This is a genomic window from Variovorax sp. OK605, assembly GCF_900115445.1.
GTDB lineage: Bacteria > Pseudomonadota > Gammaproteobacteria > Burkholderiales > Burkholderiaceae_C > Variovorax.
In genome coordinates, this window is sequence record NZ_FOWL01000002.1 from 95,355 (window position 1) to 119,534 (window position 24,180).

General features: G+C 72.4%; 18 protein-coding genes. All 18 read right to left on the reverse strand.

Translation table 11 applies throughout. From position 1 onward, the window contains the following. Window positions 1-36: 36 nt before the first annotated feature. The 18 genes from BM013_RS04865 to BM013_RS04950 all read right to left on the reverse strand — a co-directional run bounded on the left by BM013_RS04865 (window position 37) and on the right by BM013_RS04950 (window position 24,170). A complete protein-coding gene (locus tag BM013_RS04865) occupies window positions 37-573 on the reverse strand; it encodes a hypothetical protein (protein WP_093123579.1) in 537 nt (178 codons plus the stop codon). A gap of 13 nt (window positions 574-586) precedes the next feature. After that, on the reverse strand, window positions 587-2,050 hold the full coding sequence (locus BM013_RS04870; protein ID WP_256221395.1) for an eCIS core domain-containing protein: 1,464 nt from the start codon (window positions 2,048-2,050) through the stop codon (window positions 587-589). A gap of 10 nt (window positions 2,051-2,060) precedes the next feature. Beyond that, the gene (locus BM013_RS04875) at window positions 2,061-2,777 is read right to left on the reverse strand and encodes a M35 family metallo-endopeptidase (protein ID WP_093123582.1); all 717 of its coding nucleotides are present in this window, start codon (window positions 2,775-2,777) and stop codon (window positions 2,061-2,063) included. A 22-nt stretch (window positions 2,778-2,799) separates the two neighbouring features. Then, window positions 2,800-7,647 carry an Ig-like domain-containing protein gene (locus tag BM013_RS04880; RefSeq protein WP_093123585.1) on the reverse strand — a complete coding sequence of 1,616 codons (4,848 nt, stop codon included), beginning with the start codon at window positions 7,645-7,647 and terminating at the stop codon, window positions 2,800-2,802. Window positions 7,648-7,666: 19 nt separating this feature from the next. Next, window positions 7,667-10,009, reverse strand: a complete 2,343-nt coding sequence (locus BM013_RS04885; protein WP_093123588.1) for a phage tail protein — start codon at window positions 10,007-10,009, stop codon at window positions 7,667-7,669. A 190-nt stretch (window positions 10,010-10,199) separates the two neighbouring features. After that, a complete protein-coding gene (locus BM013_RS04890) occupies window positions 10,200-12,854 on the reverse strand; it encodes a baseplate J/gp47 family protein (protein WP_093123591.1) in 2,655 nt (884 codons plus the stop codon). Between the two features lie 2 nt (window positions 12,855-12,856). Further along, window positions 12,857-15,376, reverse strand: coding sequence for a baseplate J/gp47 family protein (locus tag BM013_RS04895; protein WP_093123594.1), 2,520 nt, complete (start codon window positions 15,374-15,376; stop codon window positions 12,857-12,859). Next, window positions 15,373-15,762 (reverse strand): GPW/gp25 family protein, encoded by a 390-nt coding sequence (locus BM013_RS04900; RefSeq protein WP_093123596.1) that lies wholly within the window; start codon window positions 15,760-15,762, stop codon window positions 15,373-15,375. Before BM013_RS04900 ends, BM013_RS04895 begins: the two co-directional genes overlap by 4 nt. A 2-nt stretch (window positions 15,763-15,764) precedes the next feature. Further along, on the reverse strand, window positions 15,765-16,094 hold the full coding sequence (locus BM013_RS04905) for a hypothetical protein (protein ID WP_093123598.1): 330 nt from the start codon (window positions 16,092-16,094) through the stop codon (window positions 15,765-15,767). Between the two features lie 22 nt (window positions 16,095-16,116). Further along, entirely contained in the window at window positions 16,117-16,692 is a 576-nt protein-coding gene (locus tag BM013_RS04910; protein ID WP_093123601.1) for a phage baseplate assembly protein V, read from the reverse strand. A 2-nt stretch (window positions 16,693-16,694) separates the two neighbouring features. Further along, entirely contained in the window at window positions 16,695-17,846 is a 1,152-nt protein-coding gene (locus BM013_RS04915) for a hypothetical protein (protein ID WP_093123602.1), read from the reverse strand. Beyond that, window positions 17,846-18,118 (reverse strand): hypothetical protein, encoded by a 273-nt coding sequence (locus BM013_RS04920; RefSeq protein WP_093123603.1) that lies wholly within the window; start codon window positions 18,116-18,118, stop codon window positions 17,846-17,848. The genes BM013_RS04915 and BM013_RS04920 overlap by 1 nt, the downstream gene beginning before the upstream one ends. Before the next feature lie 9 nt (window positions 18,119-18,127). Further along, a complete protein-coding gene (locus BM013_RS04925) occupies window positions 18,128-18,796 on the reverse strand; it encodes a hypothetical protein (RefSeq protein WP_093123605.1) in 669 nt (222 codons plus the stop codon). Next, the gene (locus tag BM013_RS04930) at window positions 18,793-19,080 is read right to left on the reverse strand and encodes a hypothetical protein (protein ID WP_093123607.1); all 288 of its coding nucleotides are present in this window, start codon (window positions 19,078-19,080) and stop codon (window positions 18,793-18,795) included. Before BM013_RS04930 ends, BM013_RS04925 begins: the two co-directional genes overlap by 4 nt. Before the next feature lie 196 nt (window positions 19,081-19,276). Then, window positions 19,277-21,400 (reverse strand): ATP-binding protein, encoded by a 2,124-nt coding sequence (locus BM013_RS04935; protein WP_093123610.1) that lies wholly within the window; start codon window positions 21,398-21,400, stop codon window positions 19,277-19,279. Beyond that, window positions 21,400-22,584: a Pvc16 family protein gene (locus tag BM013_RS04940; protein WP_093123612.1), complete on the reverse strand. Its 1,185-nt coding sequence runs from the start codon at window positions 22,582-22,584 to the stop codon at window positions 21,400-21,402. The genes BM013_RS04935 and BM013_RS04940 overlap by 1 nt, the downstream gene beginning before the upstream one ends. Window positions 22,585-22,590: 6 nt before the next feature. Continuing rightward, window positions 22,591-23,394, reverse strand: coding sequence for a hypothetical protein (locus tag BM013_RS04945; RefSeq protein ID WP_093123615.1), 804 nt, complete (start codon window positions 23,392-23,394; stop codon window positions 22,591-22,593). After that, window positions 23,391-24,170 (reverse strand): hypothetical protein, encoded by a 780-nt coding sequence (locus BM013_RS04950; RefSeq protein WP_093123617.1) that lies wholly within the window; start codon window positions 24,168-24,170, stop codon window positions 23,391-23,393. Before BM013_RS04950 ends, BM013_RS04945 begins: the two co-directional genes overlap by 4 nt. Window positions 24,171-24,180: the final 10 nt, after the last annotated feature.

Sequence of the window (24,180 nt, forward strand, 5' to 3'; positions counted from 1 at the left end):
TGGCGGCTTGCGCGGCCTGTGCGGCCTGTGCGCCCGCTAGCGGAATTCAAGCTGGAAGCTCTCCGCCGCCATCGAGCCGGGTGCGTCATCGCCGTGCGCCGTCTCCTGTCCGTCCGGGCCCACCCAGCGCTGCGGAAAGTGCATGCGCAGCGTGTGCGGCGTGGGCTCGCCCGCGTGCAGGCCCAGCAGCACCCACAGGTCGCAAGGGGCCGCGATGCCGTTCGGGTTTTCGGTGTGCGAGATGTTGAAGTCGATCGACCAGGCCGTGCCGCCCGCGTCGAGCCGCACCGGCGTGGCCGTGTCGGTGGTGAAGAAGCGGCCCGGCACGCGCCCCACCAGCCAGCCGCCGTGCAGCGACGCGGCCGACACCGGCACCGAGGGCGTGAGCCCGATGAAGCTGCCACCGGCCAGGGTCGCGGCAAGCTGCGCGCCGGGCACCACGCGCACGCGGATCTCGTGCGCGCCCGAGGCGGGCCGCAACAGCGCCAGCAGGTCGATCGCCAGGTGCGCGGCGGGCGGATGCACGAAGCCGTGGCCCTCGATGGCTTCGAACGGAAAGGTGGCGGCGGTCATGGCGTGTGCTCGCTCAGGCCACGCGGGTGTCGCCGCTGGGCGTGGGGAAATCGCCCACCGGGCACTCGGGAAAGTCGGGCCCGGCCTCGAAGTCGTAGCCGGTGGTGGTGCGGTCGGTGCGCAGCGTTGTCGCGAAGGCCTGCGATGGGAACGACCGGCAGTCGGGCGACACCGCCACCATCGGGTCGAACGCATGCGTGGTGCCGTTGTAGTTGCGCGTGAAGCCGTAGGTGACGCAGCCGAGCACGCGGTCGGGCGCGTTGTTCTTCACGCACGACACGCAGGTCTCGGCCATCCAGCTCAGGCTGGTGGCGCCCAGCATGCCCGGGGTGCGGTACGGAATGTCGTAGATCGACTCGGTGCTGGTGATGCGCTCGCCCGCGTCGGGCAACGGAAAGCCGGTGGGAATCTGGTGCTCGCCCTGGCCCGCCAAGTACGGGCCCGAGGGCGTGCCGTAGAAGGGCTGCGCGCTGTTGGGGTCGTTGTCGACGAAGTCGGAGCGGCCGCGCGCGTCGTACGGATGCGTGCTGTTGATGATCTGGATCATGTGGAACGCATCGCAGTGGCAGCCGTTGCCGGCCGCGGGCTGGTGCGCGTCGGCCATGAAGTGCAGCTCGGCCGCGATGCCCGAGGCCAGCGCGCTGCCGGCCGCCGCCGGGCCGCGGCGCACGTCGGTGTACGCCAGCGGCATGGCATGCAGCGTGCCCAGGTGCTGGAAGCAGCACGAGACGGGGCACGACACCGCCGCGCGGCGCTGCGTGGGCGAGGGCGGGCCGATGAAGTCGGCGGGCAGCACCTGGACGGTGGGCGCGCGCTGCAGCGAGAACAGCCCTTCGCCGCGCGATTGCTGCACCACGTGCGCGAGTTCGTGCGCGAGCAGGCGCTTGCCGCTGCTGCTGGCGGGCGCGTACTCGCCGGGGCCGAACACGATGTCGTGGCCCACCGTGTAGGCTCGCGCGCTGACGCCCGCCGCACTGCGCGCCGCGTCGCTGCCGGTGTGCACGCGCACCGCGCTGAAGTCGGCACCGAAGCCCGACTCCATGAAGCTGCGCGTGGCCGCGTCGAGCGGCCGGGCGGTGGAGCGCAGGCCGCCGCTGTCGAGCCCGTGGGGCGCGCGCGCCGGCCCGTCGGATCGCGCCGCGCGTTGCAGCCCCACGCCGCGCGACGAAGCCCCCGGCGCCCGGCCGCCCGCGACGATGCGCGCGGCGACGGCGTCGGCCTCGCGCTCGTGAAAGTCGCCGGGCTGGCTCACCGCCGGGCCGTGCGCGGTGTTCGCAGACTTCTCCGGCCTGGCCTTGCAGCGCGGGCATCCGCCGCCGCACGAACACGCCGCGGGCGCGCGCTGCGGCGCCGGCCGGCTCGCGCCCGGAATGTGCCACTCGCGGCGCTGCGTGCGGGTGGGCGCGTGCATGGCCGCCGCCGTGCGGCGCGGCGTGCCGGCGCTGGATTTCTTCGTGGCTGCTTGAAGGTCTGCCATGGCGAAAGCCTCAGGGTTTGGACGCGTCCCACGCGAAATGCGCGTAGGAATCGGCGTTGTCCATCGCATCGCCGACGGACATGCCGGCGTACTTGGCGGTCTCCCATTCGTAAGCGTTGTCGTCGGCGCCGACCACGTCGTGCGCCAGCTCGTGGATCACCGTGCTGGCCTGCAGGTCGGGTGCCGAGTTGAACCAGTACGGGCACACATGCAGGTCGCTCCACACGGTATACACGTAAGCCAGCACGTCCTTGTCACACGAGGTTTCGCACTGGAAGTCGATGGCCTGGCGGATCGCGCCGTCGAGCTTGCGGTAGCGCGCCAGGATCGTCGCGATGTCCTTGCTGTAGGTGGTGTGGAAGTGCCGCGTGAGCAGCGTGGCGACCGGCGCCGGTATCGGGCTGGGCAGCATGCCCAGGCCCGTCACCACGTTGGCGAGCCAGCTGGCGCCCAGGGTGCGCGCCGCGTTGGCGGCGGGCCTCCAGTTGGCGGGGCAGTCGGTGAAGGTGTTGGCCGAGCCCGCGGGGCCGTGCACCACGCCGTTGCGGCGCTCGCCGCTTTGCTGCCTGGCGGCGCAGCGCGGGCAGGTGCCGCCGCATGCGCACGACGATGGAGAAGACGACGAGGCAGATGAAGAAGGCTGCGCGGCGCGCGCGCCCGAACCCGCGACGCCTCGTGCGCGCCGCGGCTCGCTCGTGTTCCTGTACGCGGATTGGAAGACCGGCATCGCGTTCTCCTTCGGCACATGCTCAGGGCTTCTTCTTCGGGCTCTTCTTCGCCGCCGAACGGCCCACGGGCCGCACCGGTGTCACGGGCGACGGTGACGGTGCGGGCGGGGGACTGGCCGCCAGGATGCGCTTCGCGCGCTCGATCAGCGTGGCGGCCATCTGCTTGTCGCCCAACGCGTCGGCCAGCTTGGCGGGTGCGATCTCCACCACGCCCTCGACATCGACGATGCCTGCCGCATTGAGCCGCTTTCGCGTGGCTTCGTCAACGTCCAGCTTCTCCAGCGGCGTGCGCACCTTGGGGGCGGGTGGTGCGGGGGGCGTGGGGGGTGTGGGGGCCGGCGGCGTCGGTGCAGGCGGAGCGGGCGGCGAAGGTGGCGGCGGCGGTGGTGGTGTCGGTGTGCCGGGCGCCGTCCGCGTCCCGAAGATCACCGTGCCGTCCACCGCGACCGACTTCGGCACGATGCGCACCGGCCCGGTCAGCGTCACCTGCACGTTGGCACCGGGGCCGAGGCGCACCGGGTCCTTGCCGCGCACAATCTCCTGCTTGCCGGCCGCGTCGGTCACGCGCAGGAACAGGTCGCCCTCCTTCTCCAGCACGGCCGCCTGCTTGGGGTCGTACACGGCCGAGAAGGCGCCCGCCGCGTCGGTGGTGCCCACCACGTCGACCTGCGTGCCGTTGGCGCGCAGCAGGCCCACCACGTAGCCCTGCTGGCCCTGGCCGCGCGCGTTGACGAAGCGCCCGCCCAGCGTGGCGCCGCCGTCCACCGCCGTGGGCACCTGCACCGTCGCCACCTCGGCGCTGCTGGCGATGACCTGCGAGGTCTGCGCGCCCGCGTCGGCCTGCGCCTGCAGCGCCTGCGCCATCGGGTGGTCCGCGCCCAGCTTCACCGACAGGCGCTGCGCCTCGTAGCTGTAGGCCCTGGTGGTGGCCACGTGCGTCTCGTTGGCCACGGCCATCGAGCGCGCGGCGTACTGGCGCGAGAGGCTGCCCATCTCGGCCGTGGTGAAGGCGTTGTCGGGCAGCGTGCCGCCCAGCTCGCGCGCGTTGGCCGAGAGCGATTGCGTGGCGAACTGCGCCAGCCCCGCGCCGTTGCCGAAGGTGCGCTCGCAGAACGTCGCGTCGAGCACCTGGTTGGGCGTGTCGACCGTCGGCAGCGGGTTGGCGCCGACGCGCGCGGGCCGCGCCACGATGCAGTGGTCGGCCTGGTTGAGCGCGGTGATGTTGGTGCGAAAGCCCTGCGTGAGCGCCGAGATGGTGTGGTTCGCGTCCTCGCGAAAGCGCGAGCCGGTGGCGCGCACCGTGTCGCCCATCAGCACCGCGTTGGCCAGGAAGGGCTCGCGCCGGAACACCGACGAGGTGTTGGCCGAGTAGCCCAGGTCGTCGAAGCACAGCAGCGCCTGCGAGGTGAGCGAACGGTTCACGCTGCCCAGGCGCACGTAGTTGTCGTCGAACAGCGTCTCGCCGCCCGGCAGCACCAGCTCGGCGCGCGCCGCGTAGGCATTGGCGTTGTCGAAGTACTTGCCCAGCGTGCGCGCCAGCAGCCGGTGGATGCCGCCCAGGTTGAACAGCAGCACGCCGCCCACCACGGTGTCGAGCAGCCCGAAGCGCCCGCTGTACTCGCTGTTGAGGTGGTTGTTGGCGATCGACACCGGCCCGAAGGCGTAGCTGGTGAGCGCGCGGCCGGCCGGCTGGTCCACGCGGTTGTCGTGCACGCGCAGCGCCGGCTTGCGCCCGCTGGAAGCGGCGAACTGCGAGGTCAGCGCGCCCGCGAAGCGGATGTAGAAACCGCCGCGAAGGCCCTGCAGGCGGTTGTCGTCGGCACCGACGTCCACCGTGCCGTTGGCCGCCAGCACGTTGTCGGCGATCTCCAGGTCGTTGCCGTAGCCCACGAACACGCCGCACACCGGGTCGATGGCGTTGGGGCCGTTCCCGTACACATGGTTGCCCGAGATCACCACCGACTCGACGATGGCCAGCGACACGCCGCCGCGCCCGATCACCTGCGCGTCCTTGCGCATCGCGTCGGTGAAGGGGTTGCGCAGGTTGTCGTGCAGCCGGTTAGCCAGGATGGTCATGTCGCGCACCAGGTCGGTGGCGCGCAGCAGCGGCGTCAGCGCGAGGTTGAGGATGGCGGTGTCGATGTACGCCAGCAGCACGCCCTTGGGGTCGTTGGCGGGCACGGCCGGCGTCTTCGCGCCGAGCGTGGTGCCCTCGCGCAGCGCGAAGCCGATGCCCGACAGGCCCATCATCGAGATGTCGTTGCCCTCGATGCCGATCTCGTGCAGGAAGCCGCGCCTGGCCGCCGCCGCGTTCACCGCGCGCGGCGCGACGGTCACCGCGTTCACCAGCACGCCGTCGGCATCGCGCGCCTCGGCCACGCGCAGCACGCGGTACTGCGGCGACACGTCCAGCGTGTAGGCGCCCGCGGCGGTCTTCACGCTGGCCATGCCCTGCGCGTCGCTGCGGTCGGTGGCGGTGGTGTCGGCCTCCAGGTACACGTCGACGTCGGGCACGGGCTTGCCCTTCTCGTCCTGCACCAGCGCGATGAACTGGCCGTTGGCCGTGACGTTCACCGCGGCGGCCGGGGCTTCGGGTTCGGCCGCCGCGGTGGCGGTCGAGAGCGAGGTGCTCAGGCTGTTGGTGCCTGTGTTCGCGTTGTTGTTCGTGCGAAGGATGATCACCGGCGGCGGCGGATCGATGTCGCCGCCCAGCGTGACGCCGTTGCCCCCGCCGCCCACGATGCGGTTCTCCAGGATGCGCACGCGCTCCGAGCCCTGGCGCACGTGGATGCCGCCGAACGCGCGGTACGGCTGCCTGGGCACCAGCTTCACCAGCGCGAAGGCCCACACCTTGAAGGCGTAGAGCAGCACCAGCCTGGGAAAGCGGTAGATCACCTGCGGCCGCGCGCACGGGTCGGCCGGGTCGCGTGTCGGGTCGTCGTCGGGCGTGTCGGGGTCGTTGGGCGTGTCGTCCACGAAGGGCAGCAGCACCAGCGTGTTGCGCTCGATCAGCACATCGTCGGCGTTGATCGAGATGGTGGCGCGCCCGTCCACCGTGTCGAGCAGGTGCAGCCGGTTGTCGTCGATCTTCAGCTCGGCCGCCTGCGTCGCGCGGATGGCGTTGGTGCGCGCGATGATGCGGCAGCCGTGCACGCGCAGGTCGCGGCAGCTGCCTTCGGCGCTGCCCTCGATGGCCACGGCAATGCCGTCGTAGGTGACGAGGTCGAGCTCGCGCACCTCGATGCCGTCGCAGTCGGTGAACGACAGGATCGGCAGCGCGCGCGTGTCGGTGCGCGGCAGCACGATGGAGCGGCGCGCGCAGCCGTGGATCACCACGTTGCGCTTGCCCGTGAGCGCGAGGTTGGCGCGGTGCAGGCCGGGCAGCAGGCACAGCTCGCCGCCGGCCAGCGGCAGGTGGCGCGCGGCCTCCTCGAGTTCGTTGAAGTCGCCGAAGCTCGACACGCCGTCGCCGACGAGGAAGGTGCAGCAGATCTTCTGGTTGGTGAGCGGGCGAAAGCGCTTGCGGCAGTCTTCGATGGCGCCCGAGATGTCGGTGTTGCGCCGCCCGGTCCAGTCGATCTCGGCGAGCGCCACGCGGTGGTAGACGATGCCCACGGGCGGCGCGTCGTCCACCAGCACGGCGGGGTTGGCGATTTCGCCGGCGCGCACCGCGAAGGTCCAGTAGTCGCCCGCGCGGTAGTTGCCCGCGGCCGGCGCGTCGAACTGCAGGCGGATGCCGTCGCGCAGCTCCACCGGATCGGCCGCATCGGTGAAGGCCGCGATGTCCTCGATGCCGTTCCACAGCCGGAAGAACACCGAGTCGGTGGTCGAGGGCAGCGCGCCGAACACGGGCGGCACGGCCAGCTCGAGGTCGTGGTCGGTGGTGAGCGTGGCCATGGCGCCGCAGCTCACCTGCCAGGCGCCGATGGCCTCGTCGTACTGCAGGGCTTCGAGGTAGAAGGCGTTCAGGCCCGAATGGATGACCGCCGCGCGCCCCGCGTCGATGGTCACGCGCGGCGGGTTCACCGTGGCGTCGAAGCGCCCGCGCCCCGCGAGCCCGCCGTTCCACTGCGACCACTTGAAGCGCGGCGCGCCCGCCGCGCCCGCCGTGGTGTCGGCGATCTCGATGCGGTACAGGTTGTGCTCGAAGCCCGTGTAGCCGCCGCCGCCCACCACGGGGCAATCGCCCGCGATGGCGATCACCGGCGCCAGCGAGGCGGTGAGCCGGCCCTTGGCCGAGAGGTCGTCGCGCAGCTTGGCGCGGACCGTGTCGCAGTCTTCGTCCGGCCCCAGGCGCAGCAGGCGGATGCGGTAGTTGACGTAGGCGCGCTCGGTGGTGTCGGGCCCGCCGAGCGCGGGCTCGATGAGCCGCTCGGGGTACTGAAAGCCGTGCAGCGATTCTTCCGACACCTCCAGGATCACCGCGTCGCGGACGTTATCGTCGATGCTGTCGGCCGTGGGCAGCGGGCTCGACAGCGGCGGGCCGAAGTACAGCGCCGTGCGCTCGACCAGCGCGGCGGGGTCCGCTGCGGCGCCGGCCAGCCGCGCCAGGATGCCGTCGGCCCATGCGCGCCCCGGGTGCAGCTGCACATGCACCTGCCCGTCGACCACCGCGGCCGACTGCACCTTGAAGCCGTCGGGCTCGGAGGCCGGCACCGCGCACACGCCTGCACCGATGATGTCGCGCCCGGCCTGGCCCTGCCAGCCGAGCTCGAGCAACTGGGCGTCGGTGAAGTCGGTGTCCAGCGACACGCGGCCCTGCTGGTGCAGCACGCCGTTGACGTTGCGCAGCACGCCGTTGGCTGCGGGCGCCACGCCGCGCTCGTGCGCATGCGGGTCGAAGTCGAGGTTGGAGAAGTCGCCTTGCATGAGAGCCCCCTCGTTGTGTCTACGTCACCGGCACGACCAACGGCCGCACGCCGACCGGCATGAACTCGCGCAGCCGCACCTGAAGATTGGTCCACTTGTGCGCTTCGAGCAGGAAGCCGAAGGCGCCCATCGCGTCGTCGTCGGGCCCGCGCGTGCGGATGCGCACGTCGCTGCCGCGCGCCAGCTGCGCGTAGCCCGGGTCGCCGAAGCGCTCGGCCGTGAAGGCCAGCCGGGCACCGCCCGCGTCGTCCCCCCCGTGCAGGCAGAAGTGGTTCGGCGGCAGCCGGTCGGCGTCGCCGCTGAACCAGCTCCACTTGATGCAGCCGTGCTGGTTGTCGAGCACCTCGAAGCGCTGCGCGAACAGCCCGCCCGCGCCGCCCACCCGGCTCACGCGCACCGGGCCGAAGGCGGTGAGGCCCTGGAACTGCAGCGGCGCGGCCCAGCCGTTCGCGGGGTCGGTGGCGGCGCCGATGGCAAAGCTGCCGTTGGCCGGGTCGCCCACGCCGAGGCCGGCGTCCACGATGCTGTCGGCGATGTCCAGGCGGTAGCGTTCGTCCACCGCGATCGCGCCGGTCACCGAGCGCTGCACCACGATGTCGGGCGTCGGAGCGAAGGCGTCGCGGTCGGCCGCCTGCGTGAAGCCGTAGCCGTCTTCCAGGTGCAGCGCGGGCGTCATCGGCGCACGGCTGTCGTCGCGCAATGCGTGGCCGCCGGGGTCGAGCGTGCAACCGATGATTTCGAGCCGCGCAAGGGCAGCGCGGCCGATGAGCGCGCTGCCGGCCGCAAAGCCCGCGCCGGGCGCGAGGTGCAGGCCTTCGAGGCGCACCGCGGGCGCGTCGAGCGTGGCGTCCACCGCGTCGACCGGCCTGAACCCGAGCGCTCGTGCGAGCACGATCACGGGCCGGTGCCCGTCGGCCGCGCGCAGCGTGAGCGAATGCGCGAGCCGCACCGACACGCCACCGTCGATCGCCGTGCCCGCGAGCGCGCCGATGTCCAGCGGGTGCACGCCGCTGTCCTGGATCTCGATGACCACCGGCTGCGTGGCGGCATCGAGGTTGTCCATCTGCGCCTGCAGCGAGGTACCGCCGGGCAGCGCGCTGGCCTCGCGCACCTCGGCGCCCGTGCGCTCGAAGGGCGCGCGCACCACCGGGTGCGCGCCGACCGGGCCGGGGCTTGCATAGGTGAAGCTCGTGTACAGGTGCGGCACGGCGCCGGTGGCCAGCGCGTCGCGCTGCGCCGCCGTGCCCACGCCGATCAGCAGGCGGCCGATGTCGGGGTCGATCACGATCTCGCCGTCGGCCACCGGCTGGCGCAGGCCGGTTTCCCAGGCGCAGAGGTTGTCGCCGCGGAACTGCCAGGCGGTGGCTGCGAAGGCGGCCTGCGCCGACTGCGGCAGGAAGATGTTCAGGCCCACGTTCGCCAGGTCGAGCCCGGTGGGCGGCGCGGCCGTGTCGTCGAAGAAGTCGACGCGCACATAGGCGTCGGGGCGGCCGGCCGGCGCGCCGGTGGTGATGCGCGCGTCGCGCATCAGGTCGGGCACGGCGTCGGGCCGCGTGAGCGGCGCGACCACGCCGCCCGACGCGCCCAGGTCGAGGTCGGCGGGCCGCGCGATGTTGAAGAGCTGCACCGGCCGGTCCAGCGGGTGCAGGTCGAGCCGGACGACGAAGCGCGCGAGCGGCACGGGCTGCGCGCCGAGGTCGGTGACGCCCTTCACCAGCGGCGGCAGCGCAGGCCATTGCCAGGCCGCGAGCCGCCATAAGAAGATCGCCAGGTTCGGCAGGTTGACGTGGCGCACGTCGTCGACCGCGGGCTTCACGTCGGCGGTGTACGCGAAGCTGTCGAAGGGCGTGCCCAGCAACGCCAGCGAGGCCGGGTCGCGAACCGGCGCGGTGCCGCCGCGCGGGACCATGAAGCGCGTGATGCTCTCGCCGCCCCACGGTGGCAGCCCGCCCGCGTCGGGCCGCTGGTGGTTCAGGTGCTGGCGCCAGCCCAGGTTTTCGCGCAACTCCACGCCGCGGCAGGCCCAGCCCGTGAGGTCGGCCGCCAGCCGCTCGATGGCGCCCAGCGTGCCCTTGCGGCGGCGCAGCGCAATGGTGTCGGCCACGTCGGCGCGCAGCGTGCGCGGCTCGCCCTTCAGGTGCGTGGTGCCGAGCAGGTCGCCGAGGTAGGGCACCACCCAGTCTTCGCAGGTGTCGATGAACAGGTTGTCGTAGAGCCGGCCGATGTCGTCGTGCAGCGCGCCGAAGGCCTCCTCGATGGCGCCGAGGTAGGCGCGCAGCGGGTAGGCGGGCGACTGCTCCGCGTCGCGCGTGCGGTAGATCTCGGGCAGGCGGTCGAAGAGCGGGACGGTGGGTGTGCTCATGCGGACGCTCCCTGTCTTTCTCCTTCTCCCCAGATGGGGAAGGAGTGGGGCCCCTGTCTTTCTCCCTCCCCTTCCGGGGGAGGGCAGGGGTGGGGGCCAGCGGCGCATCCACGGGGAGCCCTCCCTGCCCCCATCCCAACCTTCCCCCAGCGGGGGAAGGCGCAAGCCCGAACGGTGAGGCGGTGGATGTTCATGCGCACTCCCCCGCCGACGGCTCGACCGCCGGCGTCAGCGTGAGGTGCGCCGGCAGCAGCTGCAGCAGCTCGCGCGGCGTGCACGGCAGCAGCGCGGCCAGGGGGCGCGGCGGGTTGGGCAGCAGCAGCGTCGTCACATCGGCCACCCCCGCGGCGAAGCGTCCCATCGCAACCACGCGGCACCACAGCACGCCGGGCACGTTCTGCAGCCGGCCTTCGATGCGGCTCGCGTACTCGCGCTCGCCGAGGCGGCGCGCGCGCAGGCCGAACAGGCCGGTGCGCTCGTTGTCGGCATCGCCCGCCAGCCCCATCGCCGCGCGCAGGCCAGCAGCGACGTCTTCCGCGCGGTAGCTCGGGTCGCGCGCATAGGTCAGGTCGGCGAACACGTAGCGCAGCAGGGCCTGCTGCACGATCACCGGAAAGCGGTCGGGCCCGCGGCAGCGCTGCGCATGGGCGAGCGTGGCGCGCACGTCCGCGAACTCGGCCTCGCGACCGGCTTCGAGCAGCACGCGCAGGATCACCGCGGGCACGCCCTGGTACAGGTCCCAGGCCGCGGTCGCCGTCGTCACGCCGGGCACCGACAGGGTCTCTGTCTCGAAGTCGCGCAGGCTCACGAGGCGCCCCAGGCTCTGCACCTTGCCCGGTGCGGCCTCGCGGGCCTTCTCCTGGTCCTCGGGGTCGGCACCGCCCGAGACGATGCCGGCCAGCGACACCTTGTCGAAGCCGTCGGGCCGCTCGCTCGACGAGGGCGTGGCGCCGGGCTTCACCGGTCCGCGCGCACCCGTGCCGCTGCGGTAGCGCGCCACCACGTTCTTCACGCCCGACGGCAGGCGCGCGCCCATCTCGCCGTCGCCGAACTGCACGAAGCTGCGGTTCTCGCCGTCCTCGCGCACGATGTAGATCTCTTCCTGCGGACCGTGGCCGAAGAAGCTGTCGACGCGCGTCCACAGCCGCGCGCCGACCCAGACCTCGAGGAAGGGCGTCTGCGGCGGCACGGCGCCGTTCGACAGCCAGTAGGTCAGCGGCGACTTGGGCAGTGCGAAGGTCTGCAGCGGCTGCCGCGCGTCGCCGTTGCCGAGCACCGCGTCGGATTCCTGCTTGCCCTGCGTGGCGTCGGCGAGGTTGCCGAACACGGTCACGGGCGGCTTCGTCTCGTCGAAGTCGGCGCGCGTGAAGGGTGCGGGCGCGCGGTCGAACGACAGCGGCCACATGCGCGCCGGGTCTGGCGCTGCCTGCGAGAAGTCCGCGGGCCCATTGGTGCATGTCAGTTCCACGCTGCGGCCGTCCGCATGCGACAGATACAGCTTGCGCCCCGCCAGCGCCCTGGCCTGCGCCGCGCTGCCGTAGAAGTTCAGCGCCTGCGTGCCGTTGGCGAAGGCCGTGCCGGCGAAGGCGGGCAGCGGGCGCAGCTGCAGCATCGGTCCCTTGGTCTCGTGCAACCGCAGCGTACGCAGGTCGGCCAGCGCCGGGAAGGCGGGAAAGGCCGAGGTCCAGTCGGGCGCGATGGCGCGGTCCAGCCGCACGAAGCTCGCGGGCATGTTGAGGTTGCCCCAGCGCGCGGGCTGCGAGCGCACCGTGGCCAGGGTGCGCGTCACCGCGATGGGGAACCCGACCGTGCCGGTGATGAGCGCCGTGCCGCCCGCGGCCAGGTCGTGCACCTCCTGCTCCAGAGGAAAGGTCTGCGGGTCGAGCACCATGTACGGGCTGGTGTAGCTGACGGTCGCCTTCGTGCCGCGCACGAAGGGCGTGGTGCTCACCGTGGTGACGGGCGCGCTGCCGCCGGTGCTCTCCACGAACTGCGGCGGCGCGCTCGCGCCGAAATGGCGAAAGCTGCGCCCCAGCAGGAAGGCGCGGCAATGCGTGAACCAGCCGTGCGTGAAGTTGCCCGCCAGCGTGAGGATCACGCGGCCGAGCTGGCGCTCGACCTTCTCCACGACCACGATCTCTTCGCAGCTCTGGTTCAGCGTCCAGCCCAGCGCCAGCTGGAACTGCAGGCCCAGCAGGCTCTCCTCGGGCACCAGCACCAGCCGGTCGCCCTTCTTGAGTTCCACCGCCTCGAGCGAGGCCGAGTCGCCCGCGCCGCCCACCGTGGCCAGCTCCACGCGCGCCTGCCCCGCGCCGATGATCCAGCCGTACTGCCGCTGGCGGTACAGGTTGAAGCGACCGAGGTGCGGCCAGGCGATGAGCTCGCCGGTGGTCTGGAAGTCGGCCGGCGCGCTCACGTCGCGCAGGTCGGCCTTCACCGGGAAGCCCGCGCGCAGCGTCACCGGCTGCGTGCCGCGCGCCTCGAACGCGAAGGTGGCGCGCCCGCCGATGCCGGGCGCGAGCCGGTAGCCCGTGAGCCGCACCAGGTCGGCCACGCTGGTGCGCCAGGCGGCGGTGCGCAGGTAGGCCTCGTTGGCGTAGTGCTCCTGGTAGAAGCTCAGGATGTCGCCGAGCACGGCCGCGCCCTGCAGCAGCGCGATGGCCGGGTCGTCGGGGTCGCGGTGCGTCCATTCGGCCAGTTCGGGCGCGGCGTCGATGTGGCGCGTCATGGCCTCCACGAAGGCCGGGTAGCGGCCGATGCGCCACGCGATGCGCGGCAGGCCGGGCCGGTTGAAGGGCAGCCGCGGAAACTGGAAGTCGTCGGTGATGAGCGGATCGCAGGCCATGGCTATTGCCTCCCGCCCTTCACCTCGATGCGCACCAGGCCGCGCTCGAGGTGGTCGGGGTCGTTGGCGCAGAGCACCACTTCGTCGAAGCCCATCTCCAGCACCTCGGTGCCGGGCACGCCGGGCGTGGGCGCGTCGAAGCGCTTCATGGTGACCGACACCAGGTGCTCGACGCCGGCCACGCGGTGCACGCGGCCTTCGACGGCGCTGCGGTGCAGGTCCTGCCCGAAGGTCCATGCGTCGGGGTGGAAGAAGCCGGGCCGGCCGTCGGCGGTGTGGCCGTCGCAGAACTCCTGCTCGAGCACGAAGCGCAGGTCTTCGACCCACTGGTCGGGCTGCGCGCACACCACGATGCGCAGCTCGATGGGGATGTAGTGCGGCGGGCGAAGCTCCAGGTCTTCGCCGATCAGGCGCACCGCCTCCAGGTGCGCGGCCACGTCGGTGCGCAAGGCGTCGTCGAGCGTGGTGCTGCCCGCGGGGTCGATCACCACGCGCACGGTGCGCCAGCTGCCGGTCCAGGCGTAGCGGGCCACGGCGCGCGACACGCGCGGCACCTCTTCGGCGCGGCGCACGTAGTCGGCCAGCGTCACGGCGCGCAGCTGGCGCGCGCGGTAGGCCTCGGGCGCGTTGCGGCGGATGCGCTCGGGCAGCTCGGGGTCGCGGCCGTCGGTCACGTCGAAGGGGTTCCAGGCGTTGGTGAACGCGCCCTGGAGCGCCCCGGCCAGGTCGGCGAGGTTCACGAGCTGGTCGGCGCCCACGTTGCCTGCATGGCCGCCACCGGCCTGGCCGGTCTGGTACTGCGTGTGCAGCTCGGCGCCGAAGGGCAGCAGCTGGCCGTTGACGCCGTTGCCCAGGCGCAGCGTGCTGCGCCGCCGCTCGTCGGTCTCGACCATGAAGCGGCGCCCGAACGAGGCCGAGTCGTCGCTGTGCACCAGGCTCTCGGTCTCGCTCCACGCCTGCGTCTCGATGCCCGTGACCACGCTCACCTGCAGCGTGGAGCGCGCGGGCACCTCGCCGTCGACCGCACCGTCCATTGGCGTGGGCAGGTAGGCCAGCGGGCCCTCGGGCAACGGGGCGAGCACCCAGTCGTTCGGGTCGCCGTGGCGCTCCAGCCGCTGGTAGTAGCGGTGCTTGTGGCTGGCGGTGTCGCTGGGCAGCAGCGCGCCGGGCTCGAAGAAATCGACCGCCATCGGCAGGCCTTCATGCACGGGCACGAGGTTGCCGAAGAACAGCGAGATGTCTTCCTTCGGCACGCCCGCGCAGAAGGTGGTGAAGCTGTAGTCGAAGCGCAGGCGGTCTTCGTCGCGCCACTGCAGGCGCACCAGCCAGGTGTCGGTGACGGGGTCGTGCACGGTCTGCGCGGCGCCGTTGCCCGCCAGCAGCCGCAGCAGCTGCCGCTTGGCGCGGTTGCGCCCGGGCAGCAGGCCGGTGAGCGGGTTGAGCGCTTCGGCAATGAGCAGCTGCCGCAGCGCGCCCGTGCGCACCAGGTCGCGCAGCGCATCGGCTTCGGCCTGTCCCGCGCCGGGCACCAGCGGCACCACGTCGGCCACGCTGCTGCCCGCGCGCAAGGCGGGTTGCGCGTTGCGCCAGGTGTGCATGCGCAGCCGGTTGACCAGCGGGTCGAAGCGCTGGCGCTGCGCGGGCGGCAGGAAGCGCTCGCGGCTGGCGAAGAACACCGCGTCGTCTTCGGCCGGCGCCACGCCGGTCCACACCAGCAGGTCCTGGCCGTCGAGGCGGAAGGGCGCCTGCCCGGCCACCACCTCGAGTGCGAGCCAGCTGCTGGCCTGGTTGCCTTCGTGCACGTGGTAGTCCATGAGCCGGGCCTGCCGCGCGAGCGTCACGCGCTTGCGCGCGGTGGCCAGGAAGGCCTCGGCCATCGTGCGGTCCTGGTGGTCGGCCAACTCGTCGGCGGCGGCCGCGAACAGGTCGATCAGCACCTGGTCGTGGTCGGCCTCGCTGGTGCTCTTCCAGCCCGGCACGCGCTCGGCCATGGCGGTCATCAGCGTGTGGCGAAAGGAATCGTAGTCGCGCGCGAGGTAGTCGATCTTCGGGCCGGGGCGCAGCGGCGGGCCGTCCTGCGGCGGCGCGCAGTCGTTGGTGAAGCAGCCGGGCCTGAACTTGAAGCCGATGGCCGAGAAGAAGGGGTCGATGCGGCTGCCGTCCCACACCAGCTCGAGCGTGTAGGTCGAGTAGTCGCCCACCGGCGCCACGCGCAGCGACAGCCGCGTGGCATCGACCCCCGTCACGGCCGTGACCTTGACCTGCCCCGCGGCGGCGCCCGCCGGCACGCGCGTGCCGCCGCGCACGCGGAAGATCTGGCCCGCGCGCGCCGGCGTGGCGGTGATCTCCGCCAGGATCGCGGCCACGTGCAGCTGGTTGAAGAAGCGCAGGTCGAGGTCCGCGTGGCCGGGGTTGGCGCCGGGCGGCAGCGCCACCAGCACCAGCTTCATGCCGTTGAGGTTCTTGCTCGCGAGCACGTCGGCGCGGTCGTCGACGAGTTCCTGGAAAACCACTGCACTCATGATCCGGCCCTCTGGAACTTCACGATGCGCGAATCGGGGCTGCCCGCCGGCCGGTACTTGATGGTGACGCACAGCATGGCAAGGCCGTCGTCCCAGTCGACCTCGATCAGCTCCACCGTGAGCCGGTGGCCGAGCCAGCGCGACAGTGCCTGCGTGATGCGCGCCTTGACCACGCCGCGCAGCACGTCGGAGGCGGGCTCGAACACCAGCTTGCGCAGCCCGGCGCCGAACTCGGGCAGGAAGAGGCGCTCGGCCGGCGCGGTGAGCAGCAGCTGCAGCAGCTCGTCGCGCACCTGGTCGGCATCCGACACCGGCGCGGCGGTGCGGCCGTCGCGCGCAATGCGGAATGGAAAGGCGAGGTGGCGGCCGTTGGGAAGGGTGGCCATGGCTAGATTCCCATGGCGCGCGTCTGCGTCTGCACCACGATCGCCACGCCCTGCGGCGCCTGCAGGGCGTTGTAGCAGACGCCGACGCTCGACTGCAGCAGGAAGCCGACACCGTGCAATGTTGTCTGCACGGCGCCGCCGCTCCAGCGGATGAGCAGGCAGGGCATCGGGTTCGGGCCCGAGAAGAAGGTGCAGCCGACGACCGGGTGCACGTCGGTCTCCAGCAGCGCGGGCGCGCCGTCGATCACCGCCTCGGTGTTGGCGGTGAAGAGCTGCGCCATGCCCGCGTGCGGGCACATCACGGTGCTGGTGGTGGTGAGCAGCGGGATCATGCGTGTCTCCCCGTCGCCGCGCTCATGGCGGCACCCCGAAGGCCATCGCGCCGTTGACCAGGCTCACGCCCGCCAGCCCGACCTTGATGAGCCCGTTGTTCAGCGAGATGTCGCTGCCGCTGATTTCCAGCTTGCAGGCCTGGAAGCTCATGGCGATGCCCGAGCCGCTCAGCACGATCTCCGCGCCGCCGCTGTGCACGATCTTCACTTCGTCGCTCTCGTCGTCGAGCACGATCCTGTGGCCGTTCTGCGAGACGATCACACGCACCTTCTCGCCCTGCGGGTCGGGCCGCTGCCCGTCGGCGAACCAGCAGCCGGACCACAGCGGCAGGTCGAGGCTGCCGGCCTCGAACTCGATCCACACCCCCGAGCCGACGGCCGGCAGCATCACCATGCCGTGGCCGTCGCCCGCGAAGGGCAGCACGGGCATGGCCCAGCCGCATTCCTCGCCGTCGAGCAGGCCGGGCAGGACGGCCTTGATGCGGCAGCGGTTCTCGGGGTCGGAGACGTCGCTCACGAGGCCGCGGTACTTGCCGTAGTAGGTGGAGCCGATGCGGTCGACAACGCGCTCCAGGGTGAGTTCGGCTAGATCGATCATGGTCAGAAGATCCCCACGCTGGCTGAAACGGACGCGCTGAGCCCGCCGCCGAGCGCTTCGGCCACGGCCGCGCCGGAGACGGTGCTGGTCGAGTCGGTCTTGGCTTCGAGTTCCTGCGTGTAGAGCGAAGGCGTGATGCGGTGCACCACGCGCGTGATGAGGTAGTCGCCGCTGTAGGGCGTGGCGCCCGCGTCGACGCGCACCTTGCGGTACGGCGTGAGCACCGCGCCGTAGCAGCCGGGCACCACGCGGCTGCGCAGCGTGTAGACATAGCCGCGGCGCCGTGCCTGGCCCGTGACGGCGGCGCTCGGGTCTTCGCGGTGGTTGTCGGCCGGGTGCAGCAGGCGGCGCGGCGTGAGGTCGGCGGGTTGCGCGGGCAGGTCGCGCATCAGGCCGAGGTCCTGCGCGCTGGTCTCGAAGCTGGTCACGCCCTGGTCGTTCACGCGCAGCACGCGCGAGCGGGTGCGCTCGGGGCCGCGCGGGTCTTCGGTGATCTCGGCGTCGGCCAGGTTGCGCTCGATGCCGATCATCACCAGCGCGGGCAGGTCGGCGGCGTCGCCGGGGTCGGGCAGGAAGCATCCGATGCTCTTGCCGCCCTGCTGTTCGGCCGGCAGCACGTAGGCGTGGCGGTCGTTGTGGCGCGCCAGCCGGCGCAGGAAGGTGAGCACCGTGCCGCGCCGCGTGGTGGTGGCGGGCGTGCCCTGCGTGGGCGGAATGCGCGTCTCGCCGATCACCTGCGAGAAGCGCTCGAACAGGGTGGCCGCCACCTCGCTGTCGCTCTTGTTCTCGAAGGGCTTCTCGGCTTCCTCGTCGCGGTCGAGAAAGGCGCTGTCGTCGCGCACCACCATGGTCGCGGTGCTGCGCCCGGGCTGCGCGTCGAGCCCGGCGTCGACGCCGGCGAGCGGCCCGTCGATCAGCGGCACGAAGCGCCCGTTGCCCAGGTCGAGCTCCACGCGCACGCGCGAGAACGGCGTGGCCGTGTCGCCGGGCCAGTGCTGCCAGGTGCCGCGCTCGTCGAGGCACAGCGCCATGCGCACGTGCGCTTCCCAGAAGGCGTCCATCTCCTGCGTGACCTCGATCTGCTCCACGCGCGCCAGCTCGTCCGCGCTCGCGGCGCGGTCGCCGAACCAGATGCGAAAGCGCATGTCGGCCATCAGGTCTTCGGCACGGCCAGCGTGTCGCCCGGGGTTTCGACGAGGGTGCGCCCGTCGAGCGCGGTGTTGGCGTCGCCCACGTGCCAGAACTGCGTGGCGTCGCCCTGGTTGGCCTGGGCGAAAAGGTCGAGGCGGTCGTGCGCCTGCACGGTCTGCGGGTCGCCGGTGACGGGCGTGAGCTTGCGCAGCCGCAGCGCCGTGACACGCTCGCCGGTGGACGCGAGCGTTTCGACGGTGGCCACGTTCGCGTAGCGGGAGTTGGCGAGGAACATGGGCAGCTCCTAGAGGGGAATGAGGTCGGCCACCTGGTCGACGGTGTTGGCCAGGTTGGCGACGGCCTGCGCTTCCTTGGCGATGGTGGTGAAGGCCAGCGCGCCCTTGGCGAGCACGTCGTCGGAGCACTCGTCCACCGCGATCACGCTCAGCGAGATGTCGACCTCGGCGCGCAGCGGGTTGAGCACGGCGTCGTACTCGAGCTCGCCGATGGTCATCGAGTCGATGGTCACGGGCAGCACGCGCGTGAGGCCCCAGATGAAGAGGATGCGCGGGTACTTCTCGCGCGGAATGGGCTGGGCCGCCGGCGCCGCGCCGCCGCCCGCGATGGCGCTGCCGATGGCGTCGATGGCCGCGCCCACCAGGCCCGCGAGCTTGCTGCTGGGGAGCACCATCTTTTCCAGCGCGCTGAGTTGCGGCCCGATGCCGAAGGTGCGCGCCAGCACCTTGTCGTCGGCCAGCAGGTTGGCGGCGCTGAAGTGGGCCTTGAAGCTGATCTTCTCGAAGGTGTGCTCGCCGGCCTGCGTGGTCTCGCGCTGCGTGGCGCCCGACGGGCGCGGCGGGATCTGCAGCACGCGCGACAGCGACTCGGGGTTGTACTGGAAGATGACCACGTTCGGAATCGGGCCGATGAGGTCGGTGCCGTATTCGATGAGGGCGCCGCGCAGCAGGTTCATGGCGTGGCCTTCGGCGCGGCGCGGGCGGTGCTGGCGGCGCGGGGGGTGCTGGCTTGCCGCGCGATCTGCCGTGCGATGCGGGCGGCGAGCGCCGCGGGTTGCGGCGATGCAGGGGAATCGATGCGGCCGGCGTCCAGTCTGTCCATGGAGCGGGTGCTGAAGTCGCGCTGCTGCAATGCGCGCGACAGGGCAGGGCCGAGGAGGCGCGCGGCGGCCTGGGCGGTGGCGGGGTCGATGCCGCGCAGGTCGAGGTCGAGGCGGTCGATGACGATGTGTCTGGTCATCTCGTTGGCTCCCGTGCTTCTTTCGGGGTGTGTGCAAAGGACACCGGGTACTCCCCTGCACGAATGTCCCCCGGCTTCGCCTCCTCCTTTATTTCGCGCAGGGGAGCACCCGGCATCCTGCGCACAAGGGCACGCTGCCGGTGCTCGCCGTCGCCGGGATCGCGCCCTGAATGACGCTGAATCGAAGAACAGGCTTTCATTCCGGGCTCCTCGGCGCCGCAACCAGCGACGCATACGGACCGAACTGGTCCAGGCTGTGCGCCCTTTCGAGCTTCGCGTACTCGCGGTGCACCGCACGAATGACGGCCGGCATGCCCAGCGCACGCGGCGCTCCTTCGTTCGCGCTTTGCAGGCACGCCTGGAACACGATGCCGCGGATATGGCCGCCGGCCAATGCGAAGTTCTGCGCGAGAAAAGGCAGGTCGAGCGCGCTCGCATCGACACCGCCCGGCATCGCACCCTGCCAGATGCGCAGCCGCTCGGCCGGGCCGGGCAAGGGCAGTTCGAGCACGAAGCGCAGGCGGCGCAGGAAGGCTTCGTCGAGGTCCTTCTTGCGGTTGGTGGCGAGGATGGCCAGGCCCTTGAAGCGCTCCATGCGCTCCAGCAGGTAGCTCACCTCGAGGTTGGCATAGCGGTCGTGCGCGTCCTTCACCTCGGTGCGCTTGCCGAAGAGGGCGTCGGCCTCGTCGAAGAACAGGATCACGTCGGCCGAGTCGGCGGCGTCGAACAGGCGGCGCAGGTTCTTCTCGGTTTCGCCGATGTACTTGTTCACCACCTGCGACAGGTCGATGCGGTAGATCGGCAGGCCGAGTTCGTTGGCGATGGCCTCGGCCGCCATGGTCTTGCCGGTGCCGGGCGGGCCGGAAAACAGGGCCGCGAGGCCGCCCTCGTTCCACGAGCGCGCCGTGCCCCATTCGTAGTGCACGCGCGTGAGGTTGCGCATGGCGGCGACGATCTCGCCGAGCTGGCGGGTCTGCTCCGGCGGCAGCATGAGTTCGTCGAGGCGAAAGCGCGGCACAACCGGTTGCGCGAGCGCGCCCAGGTCGAGGTCGGCGCGCGCGGCTTGCAGCAGCGCCTCGGCGGTGGGCACGGTGCCGCGCGCCGCGAGTTCGTCGCCGACGCGGTGGATGGCCTCGCGCTCGTAGCGAAAGCGCCGGGCCACCTCGCCCAGCAGGGTCTCGTCGCGCACGCCGGGCAATGCACCGCGCCAGCAGGCGAGGCGCTCCGCGTGCGTCATCGGCGGCACTTCCACGGGCGGCAGCGCGTGCGGCCCGAGGCTGCGCAGCGGCTCGCGCTCGCGCAGGCCGATGAACACGGTGAGCGGCAGGGCGGGCAGCGGCGGCGGCTCGGCATGGGCGTCGTGCGCGTCGTGCGCACAGCCGTCGGCCAGCAGTTCGATGGGCAGGTACACGGCGCAGCCGCGCAGCCAGGCCGTGACCAGCAAGGGCTGCAGGTGTTCGCGCGCCAGCGCGGGGCTGGGCTGCACGACGGGCACGCCGGCCGGCGCGCAGGCCGCGGCCGCGACTTCGGCCAGCGGCGCGCCGGCCACACCGACCAGCGGCTGCAGGCTCATGCGCGCGCCGGGCGCGGTCACGCGCAGGCCGGGCGGCGCGGCGACGTCGCTGCACGGCGGCACCGCCTGCAGCGAGGCCGGCGCTTCATGGCCGGGGAACAGCAGCTCGCGCGCGACCGGCCCCGCGACCGCCAGCGTGGCATGCCAGCCCGCGCCGTTCGCCGACAGCACGCCGTGGCGCAGCAGCGGATGCGCCGCGTCGAAACCGCGCACGAGGTCGTCAGGCTCGTCCCACAGGCGCTGTGCGAGCGCCAGCGTGGGCTCGGTGCGGCCCGGGTCGTTGAGGCAGGCCGCGATCACCTGGCCGGCCGCGCTGTCGACCACCGGCAGCAGCGCCATCGCGAGCACGAAGCGCTCGAGCGGCGTGAGGCCGAGCGCCTGCACCAGCCACGTGAAGGAGCCGCGCGGGCCGCCGGCTCGCACCGGCGCGGCCGGCGCTGCGATCAGCTCGCCGAGGTGGCGTGCCGTGACGTCGCTGGCGAAGAAGCTGCGCTTGTCGTTGGCGTAGCGCAGCAGGTCGAGCGTGCCCAGCGCGCGGTCGGAGAACGGCGGCAGCGCGCCGCCTGCATCGCTTGCTGATTGGGCCACCTGCGCGGTCCGCTCGCGCCACAGCCAGCACACCTCGCGCCGCAGCCGCAGCGTGACCTGGCGCAGCCAGTGCTGCGCCAGCGGGTCTTCGCCGCGCGCGCCGGGCAGGAACACCACGGCGTCGGCGTCGCTGGCCTTGAGCGGGGTGTTCTGCGTCATCACGGCACCGTCACGTCCGGGCTGGAGCGCGCCTGCTGGCCGTTCACGCGCAGCACCACGCGGTACACGCCCGCGCCCACGGCGGCGGCCACGCCGGGCACGGTCAGGGTCCGTTGCCAGGGCGGCGCGGCCGGCGCGCCGGAGGCGATGACGGTGTCGAACTGCCGCACCGCGACGCCGTTGCGCAGCAGCGCGACGATCACGTCGTCGGCGTCGGTGCCCAGCAGGTTGCCGCTGAGCGTGAGGTCGCCGCCGGCCATGGCCGCGCCGGTGAGCGTGGGCAGCAGCCGCGCGGCCACCAGGTTGCTGGAGCGCGTGCGCGTCGGAGAAAGGCGCCGTCGCACGATCAGCGGATGCTCGCCGGCCGAGATGACGGTGCCGTCGGCCACCGGCGTGACGGCGGGCGAGCCCTCGGCCCTGACCTGCATGCGGTCGGGCCGCCGGCCGGTGACGGTGAGCACCACGCCGTCGAGCACGGCTTCGAGGTCGCTGCCGTTGAGGTCGTCGCCGAACAGCGTGAAGCTGTCGCCGGCCTCGAAGGCGTCGGGCTCGACGCGATCGAGCGAAGGCCCGAGCGTGGGCTGCACGTCGACCTGCACGCCCTCGCCGCCGATGATGGTGTTGGGCGTGGTCTCGTAGTTGACGCCCACCAGCAGCGAGGACGCCGGGTCGGTGCCGGGCACGATCATCACGGGGCGCATCTCGAACGCCACCGAGAGGCGGTAGCGCTCGTCGGTGCCCTGCATGATCTTGGAGAGCAGCTCCACGCCGGAGTCGTCGAAGCTGAGCTTGAGCGGCTCGGGGTTGTTCTCCAGCGCCTGTGCCACGGCGGGCGCGACGGCCGCGTCGAGCGCGAGAAAGTTGAGCTCGTGCAATGCGCCCAGGCCGCGGCCCAGCAGCTCGTGCGCGTCGGCGCTGTCGCTGTCCTCGACGCGGTCGAAGGCGGTCAGCAGGTACTTGAGCACCAGCCACAGCGGCGCGGGCTGGCCGGTGTGCAGCGCGTGGTTGCGCAGGTGCGGGTCGAACCCGGTCTCGTAGAGGAAGAGGTTGAGCTTGGCGTTGGCGTTGTTGCTGGCCGCGTCCTCGGGCTTGCCGATGCTCACGTCGAAGCCGCGCCGGATCAGGTGGTCCTGCAGCAGCCGCGTGACGGCACCGATGGCCCGGCCGGAGTCGACGAGTGCCATGGCGCGTCAGAGCCGGTAGAGCGCGCGGCGCGAGAGGGCCGAGCGCGGGGCGGGGGTGCGCAGCGACGGCGCCGCGGCGGGCGGGCTGGGCGCGGGCGCGATGGCGGCGGGCGGCGGGGCGTCCACGTGCAGGTGGATGGCGCCGATGGTGACCTCGATGGGCTCTTCGCGCGCGGCGGGGGCTGCTCGTGTGCGGCGTTCCGCGCTGGGGACGGGGGCGGTGCGGCGGTTGTTGGACGGGCCTTGTGGCACGGTGCCGCGGTCATCGTCGTCGTCGCCGGCGCCGTCGATGGCGCCCTCCGTCGAAGCGAAGGCTTCGACATCCTGCGAGACCTCCTCGATGCCGGGCGCGAGAACCGGCTGCCGGACGACCGTGCCCTCGCCATCGACCGCCGAGGCGGTGCCCGCTCCGGCGTGCGCCTGCGGGTCCGATGCGACCCAGGCCAGCGCGGCCTGGACGGTGGTGTGCAGAGAGGGCGGCGAGAGATCGACGACGTCGGGCGTGGGCGCTGCTGCGTCACGGGTTGCAGGTAGCGGCGAAGGCGCGCGAACTTTGGGTTGCCACGGCGCATGCGTGGAAGGCACCGCACCGCCTTCGGCCTGGCGAACCGGTGCGCTCGCCGGCTGCAGTCGAACCACCGCCGTGCCCGCGTCGGTGGCTTGCGCTTCACGCTCGGCGTCGATCTCCATCAGGTCGGCGCCAGCTTGGACAGACGGCTGCACCGCCGCCACACTCGCCGCGCCGGCCACCGGATGCCCCGCGGACCGCAGCAGCGCGCCGAAGTAGTTCGTGGTCGTGGTCGTGGTCATGGCAGTCCGCCTCCCGCGTCGTTGTCGATCAGCGCGATGTAGCGCGCGCGCCGCCGCGGCGGCACGGCCAGCGCCTGTTCCTCGGTCCAGCCGTAGTGCGAGGCCAGCTGGTGCACGTCGAGCAGCAGCCCGCGCTGGCGCTGCGCGAGCCTGTGCAGCGCCAGCCCTTCGAGGTCCACCGGCAGCTCGTCTTCGGCCCCGCAGGCCGGGCAGGTGCTGGCCACGCTGAAGGCCACCAGCGGGTCGTGCGCGGCAATGGCTTCGGCCAGCGCGGCCGCGTCGCCGGGCTGCAGGTCGCCGTCCAGGCGCAGCGTGTCGATCACGGCGGCCACGGCGTCGGCGGTGCTCGCATGCGGCCGGGTGCGCCAGTCGCGCAGGTCGTCGCCGGTGGGCAGGCGCAGGGTGGCGAAGCGGCCGCCGGGCAGGGCGATGCGCAGGTGTTCGCCGCGCGCATCGCGTTCGGCGGGCGCGCGCGCCATCAGTTCGGCGAGCGGCAGTTCGACCTCGAAGCGCTCGCCGCAATCCGCCTGCACGCAGCGCAGCACCACGCCCAGCGTGTCGGTCTCTTCCGTCAGCGCCACCAGCCGCAGCAGCGCGCCGATGCGCACGCCCACCGGGCGCGACCACCAGAACGCCGCATTGCTCTTGCCGCCGCAGCAGTCGAGCAGCGCCGTCACCAGCGCGGGCCGGTCGGCCTGCAGCAGGTCGACGTCCAGGGCGATGTCCAGGTCTTCGGCACGTCCGAACGCCCGCAGCGAGATCGACGGTGTGGGCATGGCGTGGCGT

Excerpts from the sequence above, each read along its gene's own strand:
- BM013_RS04865 (WP_093123579.1), bottom strand. The coding sequence starts at position 573 with ATGACCGCCGCCACCTTTCCGTTCGAAGCCATCGAGGGCCACGGCTTC.
- BM013_RS04870 (WP_256221395.1), bottom strand. The coding sequence starts at position 2,050 with ATGGCAGACCTTCAAGCAGCCACGAAGAAATCCAGCGCCGGCACGCCG.
- BM013_RS04875 (WP_093123582.1), bottom strand. The coding sequence starts at position 2,777 with ATGCCGGTCTTCCAATCCGCGTACAGGAACACGAGCGAGCCGCGGCGC.
- BM013_RS04880 (WP_093123585.1), bottom strand. The coding sequence starts at position 7,647 with ATGCAAGGCGACTTCTCCAACCTCGACTTCGACCCGCATGCGCACGAG.
- BM013_RS04885 (WP_093123588.1), bottom strand. The coding sequence starts at position 10,009 with ATGAGCACACCCACCGTCCCGCTCTTCGACCGCCTGCCCGAGATCTAC.
- BM013_RS04890 (WP_093123591.1), bottom strand. The coding sequence starts at position 12,854 with ATGGCCTGCGATCCGCTCATCACCGACGACTTCCAGTTTCCGCGGCTG.
- BM013_RS04895 (WP_093123594.1), bottom strand. The coding sequence starts at position 15,376 with ATGAGTGCAGTGGTTTTCCAGGAACTCGTCGACGACCGCGCCGACGTG.
- BM013_RS04900 (WP_093123596.1), bottom strand. The coding sequence starts at position 15,762 with ATGGCCACCCTTCCCAACGGCCGCCACCTCGCCTTTCCATTCCGCATT.
- BM013_RS04905 (WP_093123598.1), bottom strand. The coding sequence starts at position 16,094 with ATGATCCCGCTGCTCACCACCACCAGCACCGTGATGTGCCCGCACGCG.
- BM013_RS04910 (WP_093123601.1), bottom strand. The coding sequence starts at position 16,692 with ATGATCGATCTAGCCGAACTCACCCTGGAGCGCGTTGTCGACCGCATC.
- BM013_RS04915 (WP_093123602.1), bottom strand. The coding sequence starts at position 17,846 with ATGGCCGACATGCGCTTTCGCATCTGGTTCGGCGACCGCGCCGCGAGC.
- BM013_RS04920 (WP_093123603.1), bottom strand. The coding sequence starts at position 18,118 with ATGTTCCTCGCCAACTCCCGCTACGCGAACGTGGCCACCGTCGAAACG.
- BM013_RS04925 (WP_093123605.1), bottom strand. The coding sequence starts at position 18,796 with ATGAACCTGCTGCGCGGCGCCCTCATCGAATACGGCACCGACCTCATC.
- BM013_RS04930 (WP_093123607.1), bottom strand. The coding sequence starts at position 19,080 with ATGACCAGACACATCGTCATCGACCGCCTCGACCTCGACCTGCGCGGC.
- BM013_RS04935 (WP_093123610.1), bottom strand. The coding sequence starts at position 21,400 with ATGACGCAGAACACCCCGCTCAAGGCCAGCGACGCCGACGCCGTGGTG.
- BM013_RS04940 (WP_093123612.1), bottom strand. The coding sequence starts at position 22,584 with ATGGCACTCGTCGACTCCGGCCGGGCCATCGGTGCCGTCACGCGGCTG.
- BM013_RS04945 (WP_093123615.1), bottom strand. The coding sequence starts at position 23,394 with ATGACCACGACCACGACCACGAACTACTTCGGCGCGCTGCTGCGGTCC.
- BM013_RS04950 (WP_093123617.1), bottom strand. The coding sequence starts at position 24,170 with ATGCCCACACCGTCGATCTCGCTGCGGGCGTTCGGACGTGCCGAAGAC.